Below are 16,783 nucleotides of genomic sequence, written 5' to 3'. Positions count from 1 at the left end.
TTAGCTTTTTGGAGTTACAACAAGCCCTTAAATCTGCTCTTCCCTATTCTCTCGGTTCCGACTCCCTTTTCTATCCTCGCCGAGGCGGGTAGTTTCGTAGCAACATTACAAAGTGATGGGCAAAATGACCTCTTTAAAAATCGTCGAATACCTGTCGATAAACATCCAATTTTTTTTATAAAAACATAGGTCGTAAAAGGTATTTCCCCTTCGCTATCGGTATAGGTTATCAAATGCCCTCCTGCTATGACCGCCCTACCCGGCCCAATCCTGACCGTGGTAAAATCCAGCCTCTTGTGTTTTATCTTGCTCACGAAACGGAAGTTAAATGACAAAATGCATACCCCATGCACGTACAAACCGGTTGTTTTATATCACCTAAATTGGGGGGTAAATTCCAAGGATTATGGGGTATATCTCCTAACATTCAATTACGTTACTTTGTTTATTCCAAGACTTTAAAGGGCATCACAATACCCGCTTGGTTTATATCCGGTTGAGGAGATTTGATACCCATTGGGTTTGAAGAGTATGATTAGGTAATTGAAATGATTTATTTGGTTGGTTAGTTAGGGCAAGGGAGAGCAATCTCTCTTGTCCATTTTTAAATGGATACTGCCGATCGCTCGCATGAAACACCGCTGAAGTCAATAGACCTCATAAGAGCTCACCTAAATTGGGGTAGTATTTCCCACAAATATGGTGTGAAAAGGTGCTAAAATTATCCTGTTACTTTGTATTGTCTTCGTAGCATCCGTTGTGGGATTCAAAAAGCGGACACATGGAGAAGGCGCAGTGGCTTATGCCCTTTCCAAACACATCATATTATTTTTAAAGAGAACGTAACGAAAAAAAAATGAAAAAATTGATCTTATTAATCCCGGCATGTTTGATAATCGGTCATATCAGTGCCCAGGAAAACAAAGATTTACCGGGAAACGCAACACTTCCCTCTTCGAAAGAAGCATTGGAAATGCTGGCTTCACTTGAAAAAGGCAACTATAAATATGCTGTAGAAGATTATTTTGCAAAACCCAAGGCCTCTGCATTCGGGATATCTCCAAATGGGATGTATTTGAGTTATCGGGAAAAAGACGGGGATTTAAAAAACCACGTGTATGTAAAAAACCTGGAAACCGGCAATGTAAAACGAATAATTGAAGAAAAAGAAGAACTGGTGCTTGCTTATGCATGGGCCAATGACAACCGTTTAATCTACGTGATGGACAAGGGCGGCAATCAAAATTATCACCTGTTTGCGGCAAATGTTGATGGTAGCAACCAAAAAGAATTGACTCCGTATGAGGGAGTAAAGGTCGATCTCCCAATCCTGAATTTGCTGAAAGACGATAAAGACCATATGATTATCTCCATGAACATGAATAATCCGCAGGTGTTTGAGCCGTATAAGATCAATATCAATACAGGTGAGATAGAGCAATTGTATAAAAATGAGGATTTAGTGACCCCGATTACGGGGTATAATTTTGATAAAGATGGAAACCCGCGGGGTTTTGACCGGTTGGTAGGGGGTGTGAACACACACGTTTATTATGAAACCTCTCCCGGTAATTATGAGAAAATTAAAGAAACATCCTGGGATGAGAGTTTTAGTGTGCTCAGCTACGACTATGCTTCAGATAATCCGCATGATGCTTATGTGCTTTCAAACCTGGGAACGGATAAAACGCAGGTACTGAAATATGATTTGGCGAAAGGCAAAGTCATCAAAAAATTATTTAGCCATGATGAGTATGATGTACGCGGTGCTTCGTTTTCCAGAAAAAGAGACTGGGAGTTAGATTACTTCACTTATGAGGGAGAAAAAAATAATATGGTACCCGCTAGTGACTACTTCCAAAAGCTGCACCACCGAATCACAGAACAATTTCCTGATTATCAATACGGTATAAGTGGTTTTACCGATAACGAGAACAAGTACCTCATTTCTGTAAACAGCGACAAACTGTACGGAAAATTTTATTCCTACGATGTGACCACCGACAAATTTGAGCTGTTGTTTGATTTAATGCCACAGCTACAGGAAAAAGACATGGCGGAAATACGGCCTATTACCTTTACAAGTCGCGATGGTAAAACCATACACGGATATATTACCCTGCCCGAAGCTGCATTAAAAGGAGAGCGTGTCCCCGTAATCGTGAATCCGCATGGTGGCCCGCAGGGTATTCGCGATTCATGGGGCTTTAACCCGGAAGCTCAACTATTTGCCAGCAGGGGATATGCCACCCTTCAAGTGAATTTTAGAATTAGCGGCGGATACGGAAAAGAATTTTTACGCAGTGGGTTTAAGCAGGTGGGCCGAAAAGCCATGGATGATGTTGAAGACGGCCTGGCATACGTGATTGAGAAAGGCTGGGTAGATGGCGGCAAAGCGGCAATTTATGGCGGAAGCCATGGTGGTTATGCCGTATTGCGCGGATTGACCAAAACGCCTGATTTATACGTCTGTGGTGTAGATTATGTAGGTGTTTCCAACATATTTACCTTTATGAATACCATACCGGCCTATTGGAAGCCTTATCTGGGCATTTTAAAAGCCGTTTGGTATGATGAAGAGGTGCCCGAAGAAAAAGAAATCATGAAAGCAGTGTCCCCGGTTTTCCACACCGACAAAATCAAGAAGCCTTTATTTGTTGTACAGGGCGCCAATGACCCCAGGGTGAATATCGATGAATCGGACCAGATCGTTGAGAATTTGAGAAACAGGGGTGTAGACGTTCCATATATGGTTAAGTACAATGAAGGCCACGGCTTTGCTCATGAAGAAAACGAGATAGAATTTTATAAGGCAATGATGGGCTTTTTTGCTAAACATTTAAGGCAGACGGCCCTTTAGCTAGCTATATTTTCATTTAACCATTTAATCCAAATAACATGAAACCATCATGGAACACATTACAGGCAACGATGATTGCTTTGGTAATGATTGGGGGCTGTACCCAAGAGCAGAAAGCAGATTATGTCCTATTCTCCGGAACGGTAACCGGACACAAGGACCTGAAAGAAATAAAAATACGCGGAAACGATTATGAACAAGGTATAGCCCTGGATGGGAACAGAAGTTTTACAGATACGTTAAAGATCGAACTACCCGGCTATTATTCCCTATCGATAGGCGATCAACACACAACCCTATACTTAAACAAAGAAGACGACATACAGCTAAAAGTCAATGCTGACCCGGATGAAAATAAATTTGATGAAAGCCTTACGTATACGGGTACCGGGGAACAGGCAAATAATTACCTTGCCAGAAAATTTTTATTAAAGGAAAAATTTCCCAGGTCCAAACCGGATGAATTATTTGTACTGGAAGAAAAGGAATTTAAGCGAACCATACAGGATCAAAAGAATACATTAGACTCCTTGGCGAAAAATTCCAATTTGAACGAAAATTTTATACAATTGGAAGTAAGCGGTAATTACTATGAATATGCGCTGAACATTTTACACTATCCTGGTGCTCACAAGTACTTCACCAAAAATGATTCATTAGACCTTAGTGAAGACTTTGATACAGAGCTTAGCAACATAGATTATGCCGACGAAGAAGTTTTTGTAAAAATTCCTTCATATAAAGGATTGGTATTTAGTGAATTCGGTAGGCGGGTGCAAAAAATCCATGATAAAAACAAAGAAAAAGAAACCTCTTCCTATCCAGCTGCAATGCTCGAAGTTTTAAAGCAATACCCCCGCGGTAAAATAAAAGATGCATTATTAGACCTAAATGCACATGCCTTAATATCTCCGGGAGCAAATGACCTGAAAGAAACGTATGCCTACTTTATGGCGGAACTGCAAAGTGAAGGAATAAAGGAAAAACTAGCGAAAAAATATGAAAACATCAAGAACCTGGTAAAAGGGAAGCCTTCCCCTGTTTTTGAATACGAGAATTTTAATGGTGGGACTACTTCCCTGGAAGAGCTAAAAGGCAACTATGTATACATCGATGTTTGGGCTACGTGGTGTGCCCCATGTATAGCGGAAATCCCATTTCTAAAAGAAATAGAAAAAGAATACCACAATAAAAACATCGCATTTGTTAGTATTTCTTTGGATGAGAAGAAACAGTATGACACCTGGAGGGAATTGGTAAAAAACGAAGAGCTTGGAGGAATACAACTCATCGCTGACAATGCCTTTGAGTCTGACTTTATATTGGGTTATGCGATATCGTCGATACCGACATTTATTTTATTGGACCCTGCAGGAAATATCATTTCTGCCGATGCTCCACGGCCTTCCGACCCAAAAATAAAAGAGCTGTTTGATTCGCTGTTGTAGGGTTTCCATACGCAAATCAATTTCCTTAATCCCACAAAAGTATGAAGTTCAAATGCTCATATAAACTTCCATATCATTTATGGAAGCAAGGAGGTGCTGTGTTGCTCACTGTCATTTGTATCCAGGTTTCGGCGAATGCGTATACACGTACCTATCCAGTAACGGGGGCGTTACCCGAGACCCGTCAAATGACCGTACACGGTGTGGTAGTAGACATCCACCGCAATCCACTTACAGGCGTGACGGTGACCGAAAAGGGCACCAATAATGTGACCACCACGAATACACGGGGGCAGTTTTCCCTTACGGTACCACATGATTCCGCCATGTTGCATATCCATTATATCGGCCATGCCAGTCTTGACGTACGGGCCAGCGATGCAGGAGACATTATCTTGGAAGTCGAGCGATCCGTACTGGATGAAGTAGTGGTTATCGGATACGGGGAGTCTACGCGGGGCGAGCTCACGGGTTCCGTGTCCAAGGTGGAGGGGAAAACCATCGTCCAACAACCCATTCAAAATCCGGTAATGGCTTTGCAGGGCCGGGTGGCCGGCGTGTACATAAGCACTACAAGTGGCAACCTCGGTGCCCTCACGCACGTACGCATCCGGGGCGACAATACGGTTCTCTCCTCGCCACACCCACTATATATCATAGATGGAGTGCCCCTGCCCTCAACCTCCATCAACAATTATGATGTCGGTGGGGCCGCGGGTTGGATAAGCCCGTTCATCAACCTCAACGCTGCTGATATCGAGAGTGTGGAGGTGCTAAAGGATGCCGATGCAACCGCAATTTACGGTTCACGAGGGGCAAACGGCGTCATCCTGATCACTACAAAAAAAGGAAAAGCAGGCCCCACACGGGTAAGTGCCGATATCTACAGGGGCTACCAACGAGCCGTCAACAAACTGGAGCTACTGAACACCCAGGAATACATCCAGATGCGCAGGGATGCCTTCGCGGCAGACGGGATAGCCCCATCAGACATCACAGCCATCGATATCGTGGAATGGGGCGAAGAGCGGTACACAGACCTGCAGGATCTGCTGTTCGGTGATACGGAGAGCATCACCGATGCGCAGCTGAATGTCCAGGGTGGAACCAACCATACGACGTTCATGCTGGGACTGGGGTTTCGTGATGAAAACGGCGTACTGATGGGTAAAAACAACCAGAAAAAAGGCACTGCACGTTTGAATGTCAACCACCGGTCATCGGATAACCGTTTTACGACAAGTGCAACGCTCGCCTACACCCTGATGAAAATGGCCTCCATCGGAGCAGATGCCTTCGAATATGCCTGGCTGGCGCCCAATATCCCATTGCTGGATGAAGAAACCGGATTACCCTATTACGGCCCCAGCGGTTCTTCCAATACCCAAAGCCCGTTGCAATATACCTATACGGACACCGACCTGAAAAACTACCAGTTTGTCGGATCCGGCACCATTGGCTACCAGGTACTGGACAATTTGCAGGTCAAACTGGATGGCGCTTTTACCCGTTTGGATTACAATGGGATAGGAAGGTACAGAAGCGGCTATATTGATAATATTTGGGCGACAGCCGATAAAAATTATGCCTATTTCAGTACCAACTACCAATATACGTACAATATCGAGCCACAGATTAATTACAACGTATCATTCGGGAAGAACAAGTTTGCCGTTTTAACAGGAAGCACATTCCAGCACACCATCAGTGGTGGACAATTTATCGAGGGACAAGACTTCCCTTCCGAATTGTTGATGAACGATCTGGGGTCTGCGTCAAGGATAAGCAATTATAACAATTCCTACAACGAGTACAAGTTCCATTCGTTATTCGGCCGTGTGACCTATAATTTTGACGACACGTATTTCCTGAATGCCACATTCCGTCGCGACGGTTCTTCCCGCTTTGCCCCAGACAGACGCTTCGGCAATTTCTGGGCCCTCGGTATCGCTTGGATCCTCAGCAATGAACAGCTCGTCAAGGATAACCTATCATTTGTCTCCTTTGCCAAACTCAGGTCCAGCTACGGCCTCACGGGAAACGATGGAATTGGCAACTACGCCTACATGGAGACATTTGGGGCCGCAAACCATCCGTACAACTTCACTCCGGGATTGTATGCCGACCGACTGGGCAACCCGCAATTTAGGTGGGAGCGTACCAACAAATTTGAAGTGGCCTTGGAACTGAACCTGTTCAACAACCGGATCACTACAACTACGGCTTTCTTTAACCATTCGGGAAGTAATCAGTTGGTGACTTATCCGACTGCCCTACAAACGGGATGGTCAAGCTATGTAGCCAACCTGGATGGTGCCAAAACCAGGAACCGGGGGGTGGAATTCGAATTTACCACCCATAACATAAAAACGACGGATTTCAATTGGCAGACAACTTTCAATATCACCACGTATAAAAATACCTTGGTGGCCTTTCCCAATCTTTCCGCTACCGTGTATGCCAACAGGTATGAAGTTGGTAAATCCCTCAATACGTACAAGCGTTTTGAGTTCGACCATATCGATCCGGAAACAGGGATGCCCCTTGTAGTAGACCAAAATGGAGACGGCATGATCACTTGGCTAGACGACAGAATCAGCTACGGCAGCTCGGATCCAGCTTATTATGGTGGTCTAGGGAACACATTCCGTTATAAAGGGTTTGAACTGGATGTCTTTTTCCAATTTGTCAAGCGTCCCTATGCCAACGGCTACATCAATGATTCCAATAGCTCGCAGCCGGGGATAATATTCAATGTGCCCAAGTTCCTGTTGGAGGGTATATGGCGGAAACCCGGAGACCAGGCATCCCGGCCACGGCTATCCACGCAGAATAGCGGTGACTTTGGGGTCGCCTATGATCGCTACGGAAATTCAACGGCGGCCATAGAAGATGCATCCTTCATGCGCTTGAAAAACCTTTCGCTATCGTATACGGTACCGGCGCAATTCGCCAAAAAACTAAAACTGGATAACCTCAGGGTTTATTTACTCGGGCAAAACCTGTTGACCATCACCGGCTACAAAGGCTATGACCCGGAAACACCGGGCTTCTACACCCCTCCCTTGAAGGTATTCACCTTTGGCTTGCAGGTAACACTGTAACCAGCAATACACATTTTAACTGATCATCATCATGAAATCACCAGCTATCGGCATCAGCACGTTAATACCAATGCTCGGATTATTTTTGTCTTCCTGTGAAAAGTTCGTGGACATAGACCCGCCGACAAACAGCTTCATAGCCGGCACAGCGTTTGCCACGGACGAATTGGTGGAAGCCAATATCGCAGGGATGTATAGTTACAACCTCATAGGCAGTGCATACCATGACGTTTACCGGCATATCTACCCGGCTTTTTCAGCGGATGAACTCCTACACTTCAATTCACCTGAATACGATCAATTCGTTTACAACAGCCTATTACCCTCCAATGGGTCTAGCCTGACCATGTGGCGCATACCGTACCATTCCATTTACCAAAGCAACCTCATGTTAAGCGCATTGGCGGAAGCTCCCAACATCTCCGAAAATGTCAGAAAAGAGGCCCTTGGGGTTGCCCGGTTTTTCAGGGCACTGAGCTACCTCAATTTGGTGAGCCTTTTTGGGGATGTCCCTTTGGTACTCACCGCGGATGTGACGGTATCGGGATCACTGGCCAGATCACCAAAACTGGCTGTATACGCACAAATCATCGATGACCTTACACAAGCCAAGGTGCTCCTGCGCCATGTGACCAAGAACAATGGATGGGCCACGGAACCTGTAGCGGCCGCTTTGCTGGCGCGTGCCTACCTATACCAAGAACAATGGGAGCAGGCAGCCAGTGAGGCCGATCAATTAATCAACGGTCCGTTGAAGGGTTCGTTAGCGCTGGAGGAGATTACGCAGGTTTTTCTAAGAAGTAGCCAGGAAACGATATTCGCCATCAGTACGGATGGCTCCAGTAGGACGACCATAGGCCATACCAATGCCGGAAGATACTACATCCCTTCTCCTTCTGCACGAGGAGCTTCCCTTTTCTTCACGGATGACTTTCTTGATGCCTTTGAGGAGGGCGACCAGCGCAGGGTCAATTGGGTGAACCAATTTACCGCAAGGGAGCCTTTTAATTGGTACCCTTATAAATATAAGCAACGGAGCACCCCGGATGACGGTACGTTGGCCGAGAACCAGGTACTTATCCGCCTGGCCGAGATGTACCTGATCTATGCGGAGGCAAATGCCCAGTTGGGCCGTCTTTCGGCGGCCATAAATGCGCTGAACACCATCCGTGGCAGGGCAGGCTTGGGCGAACTTCCGCCATCCCTGTCAAAAGAAGAAGTATTGCTTGCTGTCGAACAAGAAAGAAGGGTAGAATTGTTTTCCGAATACGGACATCGGTGGGTGGATTTGATCCGTACCGGTAGAGCCGATGCCGTGTTGGGTGCACACAAAGGAAGCTCCTGGAAAAGCGATGCCGTATTATACCCAATACCGGAACAAGACCTTGAATTGAATCGCAATCTGACACAGAACCCAGGGTATTAGGTTTGGTTAAACGTGAAATCCCTGCTTAATAGGCCCTGGTCTTGAATGCTAAATCTAGCACCATGCTATCCTGTCCGTCATCAGGATTATATAAACTTCCCTTAATCGTTCCGCTAACGATGGGAATAGTTGTAATCGGATCGGGTTTCACTTCAGTGACCGCCAACGTGACGGTGCTCCTGTCTTTTGGGGTTGTGAAGATGACATTCTTTTTTTTCTCCCCATCTCGCTGATTGATGTGGCAATAAATCCAGCATGTAGCTGGATCCTTCGTAGCGGTGGGGGCGACAAGTTGATGGTTTTTTTCCACCCGAACATCGTGAATGTTCACTTCCAAAGCCAATGATAAATCATGCCTAGCAACATCGGAAAAGCGATTCCATAAGAACTGAAACCTATAGCAGTCATTAGCACGGTCGTATTTGATTGTTTTGATATACATATTTTCTTTACCATTCGTCAATTGCAGATTTAAGTACGGCAATAGTTGTCCAATGATATATCCTTGTTCAACCTCCTGTTTTCCCCGTTCAACGCTTTTATTCTCCTTGCAAGAAAAGAAAGGAGAGATAAGCAGAAAAATGTTCAGAATTTTCCCAAAACGCATATTAAGAGCCTGTTTAAAATTCATCTAATCATTCTTCTTTTCGCCTCCATCAGCTACTCACGCATGATATCGCGCAATAAGCAACTCTCATTTACAACAAGACACCTGCAAAAAATACAGCTGCGTCTTCCGTACTTACAAAGTTCAAAAACGTGAAACCCGGAATCGGATGGAGGGCCTCCAATCTAAATGAGTGCGACATCAGGAAGCTGAAAAGCGGCCGCATACCCGGCTGAAAATAGCTCCCATATGTACCGCTAATAGCTTGGACTCCTGTAATCCTTATGGCGTTGCCTTCTAATTCATAGGAAAGCCGGTAAGAAGTCGGAGTGATCAATGAGTTGGTACCGTTGGTTATCTGACACACCATCAATATGGATTTGTTTCCAAAATCGACGGACATCGCGATTTCCCCGACAGTAAAGCCCGGTACCCCTGCTGCTGATGCAATGGCTTCCACCTGCACTTTCGCGTTATTCAGGGCAGACACAAAAGGATCGGACCAAAATGTTCCAAATCGCTCCATATTGGGCAGATACAGGCGTCCGGCTCCAATCAAAAAGGATTGTTCTGGCGGCAAAATACGTTGCTCGCTTACCTCAATGGGTATGTCCAAACCGGCGATGACAAACCGCTGGTTAGCCTCATCCCATACCAACTCGGTAATCCGTTCACCGTTAACAACCATCGGCTCCACAAATACCACCCGATGTGGTGGCACATGATAAAATGCCGACTGCCTGACGACCAGCGTACCGTTTTCTACGTAAGCAAAAACAAATTTGCGCAGTTCGGGCATGGGTACCACTTGCGTAGGTATTCCGTTGATCGATGCCGAAAGGAACTCCCCCCCCATATCTGTTATACCGATCGTTTTATCAAGCAAGTTGGGCAACGTTTGTCCATCTGTAAAGGCTTCCCGTTCGGCAGCCGTAGCCCGCACCAAGGTCAGGGGTACTTGCTGTTTCTTGCCGATGAACGACAACGTGTCTCCAATGATCGCACGCCATTCGAATTCGATATCCGAGCCATAGCCGGATCCCGCCTTCCCGCCAAAGGCGTCAGGGGTCGGATCGGTCAATAGCGTAATGATGTTGTAGGTATCAAACATCAATACGGGCCCATTGCCTTGAACGATGCGGTACGTGCTTCCGAAGGTTTCTGAGGCTATTTCCTCATTCATATCTCCCACGATACCGACGCGCCCATCACTACCAAATGCCATGTGGAAGGAATAACAGTACCCGCTATTCGTTTTTAACAGGGCTATCCAACCATGCTCACTACCGGTCAATGTGCGCGAGAGACTATCCAATGATTGGCGGATTCGTTCTTCCGGCCTAAGTCCGTCGATGAGCAACCGGTCTTCCATTTTTGAACAGGAAAGGGCCATGATGGCTACAAATACCAAATGGGTATAATAGTTAAATTTTCTCATTATCTGCGTGTTTAACATGGTTCATTCTATTGGTTCTGCGCTTCCTGCCCGGTGGCAATGATGGCGGCCTTTGTTTCGGCAATTTCACGCTGTAGGGCACGGAAATCGATATCAAGGCCTGTCTTAAAATAATCCACCACAAATTGCTCTTTGACTCGTAGCCGTTCTTGCCCTATGCCATCTGCCGCACTGACATAGCTATCGAAATACGCCTGGCCTTCCACCAACAGGAAAGCAACCGTCTCCACAAAATCCTCGTGGTAGTTCATCCGCGCATACCGCGAAGCGAAACCAAGGTTTCTTGCCGTTTCCGCTGTATTTGCAATAGAAGCCCAGGTTCCTCCGACATAGTATGGCGAAATCTTCTGGAACTCCGGTGAAATGACAACGCGTTGGTGGAGGATGTGCGCAAATTCGTGATGTATGGTATGAAACATGCGATTCAGAACGCTTTCATCGGTCGGATCATAAGAATTGAGTTCAAAAAGATTAACCTGCCTACCGGCGTCAGCGGTACCTAATGTTATGGTTCCATCATTGTTGTAAGATGGGCTACCCACCAATCCAAGCTGCTTGGGCAGTATCGGTTTAATAAACGCTTTCCCAGCCAGTTTTTCATACGGTGCGATCCACAGGTCCAATACCGCCTGCATCACCGGTATCACCAACGTTTCGTCAATTGGTGCCAGATCCTTGTCGATTTCGTATTGGAACCGATCGAATCGGTAAAGTACCTGTATGTTGTAAGGCGTTACGATATGTTCATCCAGCCAGCGGTCGAGTTCACTGCTGGTCTGTGGGTCACGATCACCGGCGGTGGTCAGCGGAGCGTCACGCAAGTCTACGTTCAACGCGTTGTTATCGGTACAGCCGAGCGCTAAGCCACAGCATAATGCAACCGCTACAAGTTTATTTGATGTTGTCATGATTTCTCGTTATTAAAATTATCTTGGGTTACGTTCGATTCCTGCCCTGGTGACCGTTTCCGGGATTTGGAATACCCTACGGGGATCATTAGCGGGCAACTCGATGTATGTTTCGTTGCCGGCGGCGTCACGCATGTTATGCCTAACGGGCAACCGGTGCCGGATGATATCCAGCCAACGGAGGCCTTCCGATACGAACTCCGCGCGCTTCAGGTCCAGGATGGCGTTGACCACGCCCTGCTGCAGCTCGACACCTTCGTAGAAGGCTGCGACTTTCTCGGGCGTTACCGAATGGTTGCCGGGATCATAGTTAGCAATCCGCGTACCGACGAACGCATTGATATCCTGAAGGGCCAGATCCAGTTGTCCGGATTGTGCATAGGCTTCAGCCCTGTTCATCAACAATTCGTCCACGGTAAATAGCGGAACCATCACGTACGGTTGGCCGAACCCCGATCCAATCTGGGTTTCAAAAAACAACTCTTTCCATTTTTGAAACGAGTAATAAGGTTCCCGGTTCAATTGGCGGTAGGAAAACCGCCCGCCTGTGACGTTTGGGTCCTGCGTCAATTCGCTGACCACTTCTTGGCCTAACCCGTACCGGATATAATAATTCCTGCCCCAAGCAGAATTAGCCTCCGCTAGCAACAAATTGGAGGGCTGGCTGGATTGCGTATATAATATAGGCAAATGGTCATAGCTTGCCGTATTGTAAACGGTATTCCAAGGACGCAGGTTAGGGATATACTCCGCTGAAGCGCGGTAAACCGCGCTCGCATGTTCGATGACTTTATCAAACGCTCCCTTGAACAGGAAAAACCGAGCTGCGAATGCATTGGCGGCGGCGCGCGTGAAATGGAATTTAGGCACGTTATAAACATTGTCATCCAACAAGGACAATCCTTCCATCAGGTCTTTTTCAATCCGCGCATACGTTTCGCCTACTGTCGAACGGTCATATTGCTCAAACACCACGCGTTCGGGCTCGGTAACGTAGGGAATTCCGAGTGCGGTATTGCCGCCACCGATCTCGTAGGCCGTTGCATACAAGGTCACCAGCATGAAATGCGCATAAGCCCTGGCCACCAATGCTTCACCTTTGTAGGGATCCAGGCTGCGATCGCCCGGATGTTCCTCGATATAACCGAGCGCACTGTTGGCTGAAGCAATTGCCAAGTAACACTGACTCCAATATAGGCTGGTAGATCCTTGCACCGCAGCTGGGTTATCGTAATCTTTCCATTTGTAGGTTAACGAAAGGAAATCGCCATAATCCCCCAAACTAGCATAGTCCGAACGCGGCCCCTTGTCTTCCACGTTATCGGAAGCCAGTTCCATAAACATATAGTCTGTTTTGGGATAGGCAGAGACCAGCAATTCTGCCACTTTTTCAGTGTTGTTAAGTTGTGTGCGCAAGTCAGGTTCAACCTCCAAAAATTTGCTACATCCGGCAGCCAGTCCGGCAATTGCCGTCACAAGCGCCAATCTTACTATTATTTTTCTTTTCATGTTACCGTTGATTAAAAGCCGAGTTTGACCGATAAGGAAAATTGGCGGGGTAGCGGCATGGCTACTCCACCGGTGCCATAAAACTCAGGGTCTTGGCCATTCAGCCGTTTATCCGCATACATGAGCCAGATGTTGTTGCCCACCACGCTTATAGCCGCATTGCCTATCCCTGTTTTGCCCAGCCATTGGTCGGGCAACTGATAAGTCAACAGCACCTGCTTCAGGCGGGCAAAACCACCGTCGGCTACCCGTTCGGTTGAGTAGTTATAGGCATTATAGGGGTACTCCGAAGACGCCAGGTTAGCAATCACAAACGGATCGGCAATTGCGGGCACATTGGTTTTCTCGTCGTCGCCCGGGGCGATCCAGCGTGCCAGGAAATCATTGGACATGGCATTCAGGTCGGTGTAAAATGAATTGAACGATGGATAGAGTCGCACTTTGTTGCCGGCGCTGAAGGTAACCAAAGCGCTTAGTGAAAACCGGTTATAGGAAAAACGATTGGTAAAACCACCAGTCAGCTTGGGGTCGATCTGCCCTTCGTAGTGCAGGTTATCCACGTTGCTGCTTTGGAAATAAACAAATTTACTCTGGTGGTCCCCATTCTCGTTGTAGAACGTAGGTACCCCGGTATTCGGATCCAACCCGTCAAAAGCAATCGAGAAAAGCCCCCGTTGTGGGTATCCCTCCCGTGCTCCTCCGGTCTCGGTGATCAAATCCATGATCGTGGGATCATTGCGCAGGTTTACGATTTCGCCCACATGGTAGCCGAAGTTCAGGTTGGTGCTCCAATTGAAGCCGCGGTCCGGCCTACGGATGATGCCGGCATTAAGCGTCACTTCGATTCCCTTGGATGTCATATCCGCATAGTTCGCATTTTTAAAGGTATCGCCGCCGATTCCCGAAGACCGGAGTGGACCAATCAGGTCAAAGGCCTTGCGGCGATAAAGGTCTATGGTCAAACCAATGCGGTTATCAAAAGCTCCCAAATCGACACCGAGGTTGGTTTCATATTGTTTCTCCCAGGTCAACTCCGCATTTTCCAACCCGCTGATGAAAATCATCGACTCTTTGTCTGCCACGTTCTGCCTGCGTGTAACCTGATTGCGGTATACTATGGTAGAGTTCGTGGCATTGGCCGTACTACCGGTCAACCCATAGGTGGCGCGGATCGTAGCATGAGATAAGGTGGCTTGCTGCTTGAAGAATTGTTCCTCATGCACATGCCAGGCACCACTGATGTTCCATGTCGGAAGCCAGCGCGCCGTCCGGGAAATCCCCAATAGGTTCGAACCGTCGTAACGCACCGTACCATTGACCGAATATCTCCCTTTGTAGGAATATGCAGCCCGCGCCATATAAGCAAGGAAGCGCTCGAAACCCTGCCCCATATTGTAGTACTGCACATTGGCTTCTACGGCTTGTTTGAAATAATTGTAATCCACATAGGGAACACCTCCCCGGTCAAACTGGTACCCCACCCCATCAAACCGGGTGTTTCTCCGATCGATGAAGCGCAACTCTGCCGAAGCAAAAGCGTTAAACACATGGTGTTCGTTGAATACCTTATTATACTCCAACGAGTTACGCATGTAATAGTTGGTAATGTCATTACCTGTTACATTATAGAATCCCCCCTGCGGCAGCACGATCATGGGCAGGCTTCCGGGGCGATCAGAGTCTGAATACAGAAATCGGTTGTCTTCTATGACATTCTGGTCACCATAGGCGCGATAAGCATTGGCCGCGTTGGAATACTCGGTCATGCTATGCTCGCGCTCGCTTTTCACGAAACGGTAGGCCCCATCAAAGGAATATTCCAAGCCTTCCAACAACCGGTACTTCAATCCACCCTGCACCTTCAAATCCACTACACTCGTTTGCAGCTTGTTGTTCTGCAATTCGTGGAGGATATTGAATGGCGCATAATTCTGCGTAAAAAACTCCAGTTCTCCCTGGTCGTCATAGGGTGTAAGCGTCCGGGAGGTATTCAAGGCATAGTTGAAGGGGTTGATATCGAAATCCCGATTAAACGAACCCACCACCTGATTCTCCTCACGCCTCAACGTACCGGGGCTGTTCTGCCGCCGCACGGATCCTTGGCTGAGCAATTCGAAACGCAGCTTATCATTGATCTTGAAGTTGCCCCGCAGCGTACCGGTGAAACGTTTTACATGGTCGCCTACCGTCCATCCGTGGTCTTGGAGGAAACTCGTTGACGCATAGAACTGGGAAGCCTCCGTCCCGGACGTCACGCTAAGCGAATGCTCCTGCATGAACGAATTTTTGAACAGGTGGTCGAACCAGTCCGTATTGGCATTCGCATAGCGGTTCAGGAAGTCTAATCGGGAAGGCGCATCGTTTCTTAATGCAAATCGGTCATTTGCCACGTCATACACATACATTTGGTCGTACATCTTCTTAAACACGCCCCCGCTCGCAGCGCTGGATACCTGCGGGTGGTTCAGCCATCCCTTGTTGTACATTTCCAGGTAAGTGTGCATTTGGTCGGCCGAATTCATGATATCATATTGGTCATAGTTTGGTTTCAGGAAGGTGCTGAAGTTGCCCGTGTAAGAAACCATCGGCTTTCCTTGGGTATTCCTTCCTTTTTTGGTGGTGACCAACACCACGCCATTCATTGCCCGGGCCCCATACATGGCCGTGGCCGATGCATCACGGAGAATATCAAAGCTTTCAATATCATCGGGATTTAACCCCGCAATGGACGACCCGACCAATGTATTCGGATCGCCGGTTGAGAGTTGTTCATTGGAAATATTCACCACATCTTCCAGGATGATGCCATCAATGACCCACAGCGGCTTGTTGTCTCCGTTGATGGAGGTAGCACCCCGGATGCGGATTTTGGGGGCGGCCCCAAATGTACCGGTCACGTTCTGTACCGATACCCCAGCCACTTGGCCTTCCAGCATCCGGCTGGCATCGGGTATGCCCGCCCGCTGTGCATCCACTGCTCTGACCTTGGCAGAAGACCCCGTAAAGAGGCGCTTATCAATCGTCTGATACCCCGTACTCACCATCACCTCCTCCAGCGTGGTCACCGACACCCGGAGGGAAACATTGATGGTGGTGGCTTCCCCCACGGTGCGCTCAAGGGTTTCATACCCCATCATCCGGAAAACCAATACATCCCCCGCACTGGCGGCAATCCGATACGATCCATCCGATCCGGCGGTCGCTTTTCTGTCTGTCCCTTTGACCAATACGGTGGTACCCACAACCGGATTCCCGTCTTGCCCCACCACTTTTCCACTTACCGGTGTCTGTGCAAAGGCGATTTCATCCAACTTGTTGGCGCGTTCGTCTTTCGGGGTTGCCTTACTGCCCATGGTCGAATACAGTAGAACAGGAAACAAAACGGCTAATTTCCAATTCAGGCGGCTTCGTCTTTTTGATACGTAATTTTGGTTCATACTTTTTGTTATGTTTGGTTATCTGTAA

10 protein-coding genes are annotated in these 16,783 nt (G+C 47.4%); 4 read left to right on the top strand and 6 right to left on the bottom strand.

Annotation, left to right across the window (positions count from 1 at the left end; genetic code table 11):
- Positions 1-14 precede the first annotated feature (14 nt).
- Positions 15-314 carry a hypothetical protein gene (locus NF543_RS23615; RefSeq protein WP_257668775.1) on the bottom strand — a complete coding sequence of 100 codons (300 nt, stop codon included), beginning with the start codon at positions 312-314 and terminating at the stop codon, positions 15-17.
- 542 nt (positions 315-856) lie between these two features.
- Between NF543_RS23615 and NF543_RS23610 the strand changes: the two genes are divergently transcribed.
- The 4 genes from NF543_RS23610 to NF543_RS23595 are packed head-to-tail and all read left to right on the top strand — an operon-like array spanning position 857 to position 8,838.
- Entirely contained in the window at positions 857-2,860 is a 2,004-nt protein-coding gene (locus tag NF543_RS23610) for a S9 family peptidase (RefSeq protein ID WP_257668774.1), read from the top strand.
- A gap of 38 nt (positions 2,861-2,898) precedes the next feature.
- Complete coding sequence (locus NF543_RS23605) at positions 2,899-4,308, top strand: TlpA family protein disulfide reductase (protein WP_257668773.1); 1,410 nt, start codon at positions 2,899-2,901, stop codon at positions 4,306-4,308.
- Positions 4,309-4,349: 41 nt separating this feature from the next.
- The gene (locus tag NF543_RS23600) at positions 4,350-7,412 is read left to right on the top strand and encodes a SusC/RagA family TonB-linked outer membrane protein (protein ID WP_257668772.1); all 3,063 of its coding nucleotides are present in this window, start codon (positions 4,350-4,352) and stop codon (positions 7,410-7,412) included.
- Between the two features lie 31 nt (positions 7,413-7,443).
- Positions 7,444-8,838, top strand: a complete 1,395-nt coding sequence (locus tag NF543_RS23595) for a RagB/SusD family nutrient uptake outer membrane protein (RefSeq protein WP_257668771.1) — start codon at positions 7,444-7,446, stop codon at positions 8,836-8,838.
- 25 nt (positions 8,839-8,863) lie between these two features.
- On the opposite strand, the gene NF543_RS23590 is transcribed toward NF543_RS23595, so the two are convergent.
- The 5 genes from NF543_RS23590 to NF543_RS23570 all read right to left on the bottom strand — a co-directional run bounded on the left by NF543_RS23590 (position 8,864) and on the right by NF543_RS23570 (position 16,755).
- Positions 8,864-9,469 carry a DUF5025 domain-containing protein gene (locus NF543_RS23590; RefSeq protein WP_257668770.1) on the bottom strand — a complete coding sequence of 202 codons (606 nt, stop codon included), beginning with the start codon at positions 9,467-9,469 and terminating at the stop codon, positions 8,864-8,866.
- Between the two features lie 67 nt (positions 9,470-9,536).
- On the bottom strand, positions 9,537-10,883 hold the full coding sequence (locus NF543_RS23585; protein ID WP_257668769.1) for a DUF4302 domain-containing protein: 1,347 nt from the start codon (positions 10,881-10,883) through the stop codon (positions 9,537-9,539).
- Positions 10,884-10,909: 26 nt separating this feature from the next.
- On the bottom strand, positions 10,910-11,809 hold the full coding sequence (locus NF543_RS23580; protein ID WP_257668768.1) for a substrate import-associated zinc metallohydrolase lipoprotein: 900 nt from the start codon (positions 11,807-11,809) through the stop codon (positions 10,910-10,912).
- An 18-nt stretch (positions 11,810-11,827) separates the two neighbouring features.
- Positions 11,828-13,318 carry a RagB/SusD family nutrient uptake outer membrane protein gene (locus NF543_RS23575; protein WP_257668767.1) on the bottom strand — a complete coding sequence of 497 codons (1,491 nt, stop codon included), beginning with the start codon at positions 13,316-13,318 and terminating at the stop codon, positions 11,828-11,830.
- Between the two features lie 11 nt (positions 13,319-13,329).
- Positions 13,330-16,755, bottom strand: a complete 3,426-nt coding sequence (locus NF543_RS23570; RefSeq protein ID WP_257668766.1) for a SusC/RagA family TonB-linked outer membrane protein — start codon at positions 16,753-16,755, stop codon at positions 13,330-13,332.
- Positions 16,756-16,783 lie beyond the last annotated feature (28 nt).

Origin of the sequence: Parapedobacter tibetensis (assembly GCF_024704835.1) — a bacterium.
Lineage (GTDB): Bacteria > Bacteroidota > Bacteroidia > Sphingobacteriales > Sphingobacteriaceae > Parapedobacter > Parapedobacter tibetensis.
Note: the sequence above shows the minus strand (reverse complement) of the source record. Positions and strands in the feature narration are given on the sequence as shown.

Excerpts from the sequence above, each read along its gene's own strand:
- NF543_RS23575 (WP_257668767.1), bottom strand. The coding sequence starts at position 13,318 with ATGAAAAGAAAAATAATAGTAAGATTGGCGCTTGTGACGGCAATTGCC.
- NF543_RS23570 (WP_257668766.1), bottom strand. The coding sequence starts at position 16,755 with ATGAACCAAAATTACGTATCAAAAAGACGAAGCCGCCTGAATTGGAAA.
- NF543_RS23600 (WP_257668772.1), top strand. The coding sequence starts at position 4,350 with ATGAAGTTCAAATGCTCATATAAACTTCCATATCATTTATGGAAGCAA.
- NF543_RS23590 (WP_257668770.1), bottom strand. The coding sequence starts at position 9,469 with ATGAATTTTAAACAGGCTCTTAATATGCGTTTTGGGAAAATTCTGAAC.
- NF543_RS23605 (WP_257668773.1), top strand. The coding sequence starts at position 2,899 with ATGAAACCATCATGGAACACATTACAGGCAACGATGATTGCTTTGGTA.
- NF543_RS23580 (WP_257668768.1), bottom strand. The coding sequence starts at position 11,809 with ATGACAACATCAAATAAACTTGTAGCGGTTGCATTATGCTGTGGCTTA.
- NF543_RS23595 (WP_257668771.1), top strand. The coding sequence starts at position 7,444 with ATGAAATCACCAGCTATCGGCATCAGCACGTTAATACCAATGCTCGGA.
- NF543_RS23610 (WP_257668774.1), top strand. The coding sequence starts at position 857 with ATGAAAAAATTGATCTTATTAATCCCGGCATGTTTGATAATCGGTCAT.
- NF543_RS23585 (WP_257668769.1), bottom strand. The coding sequence starts at position 10,883 with ATGAGAAAATTTAACTATTATACCCATTTGGTATTTGTAGCCATCATG.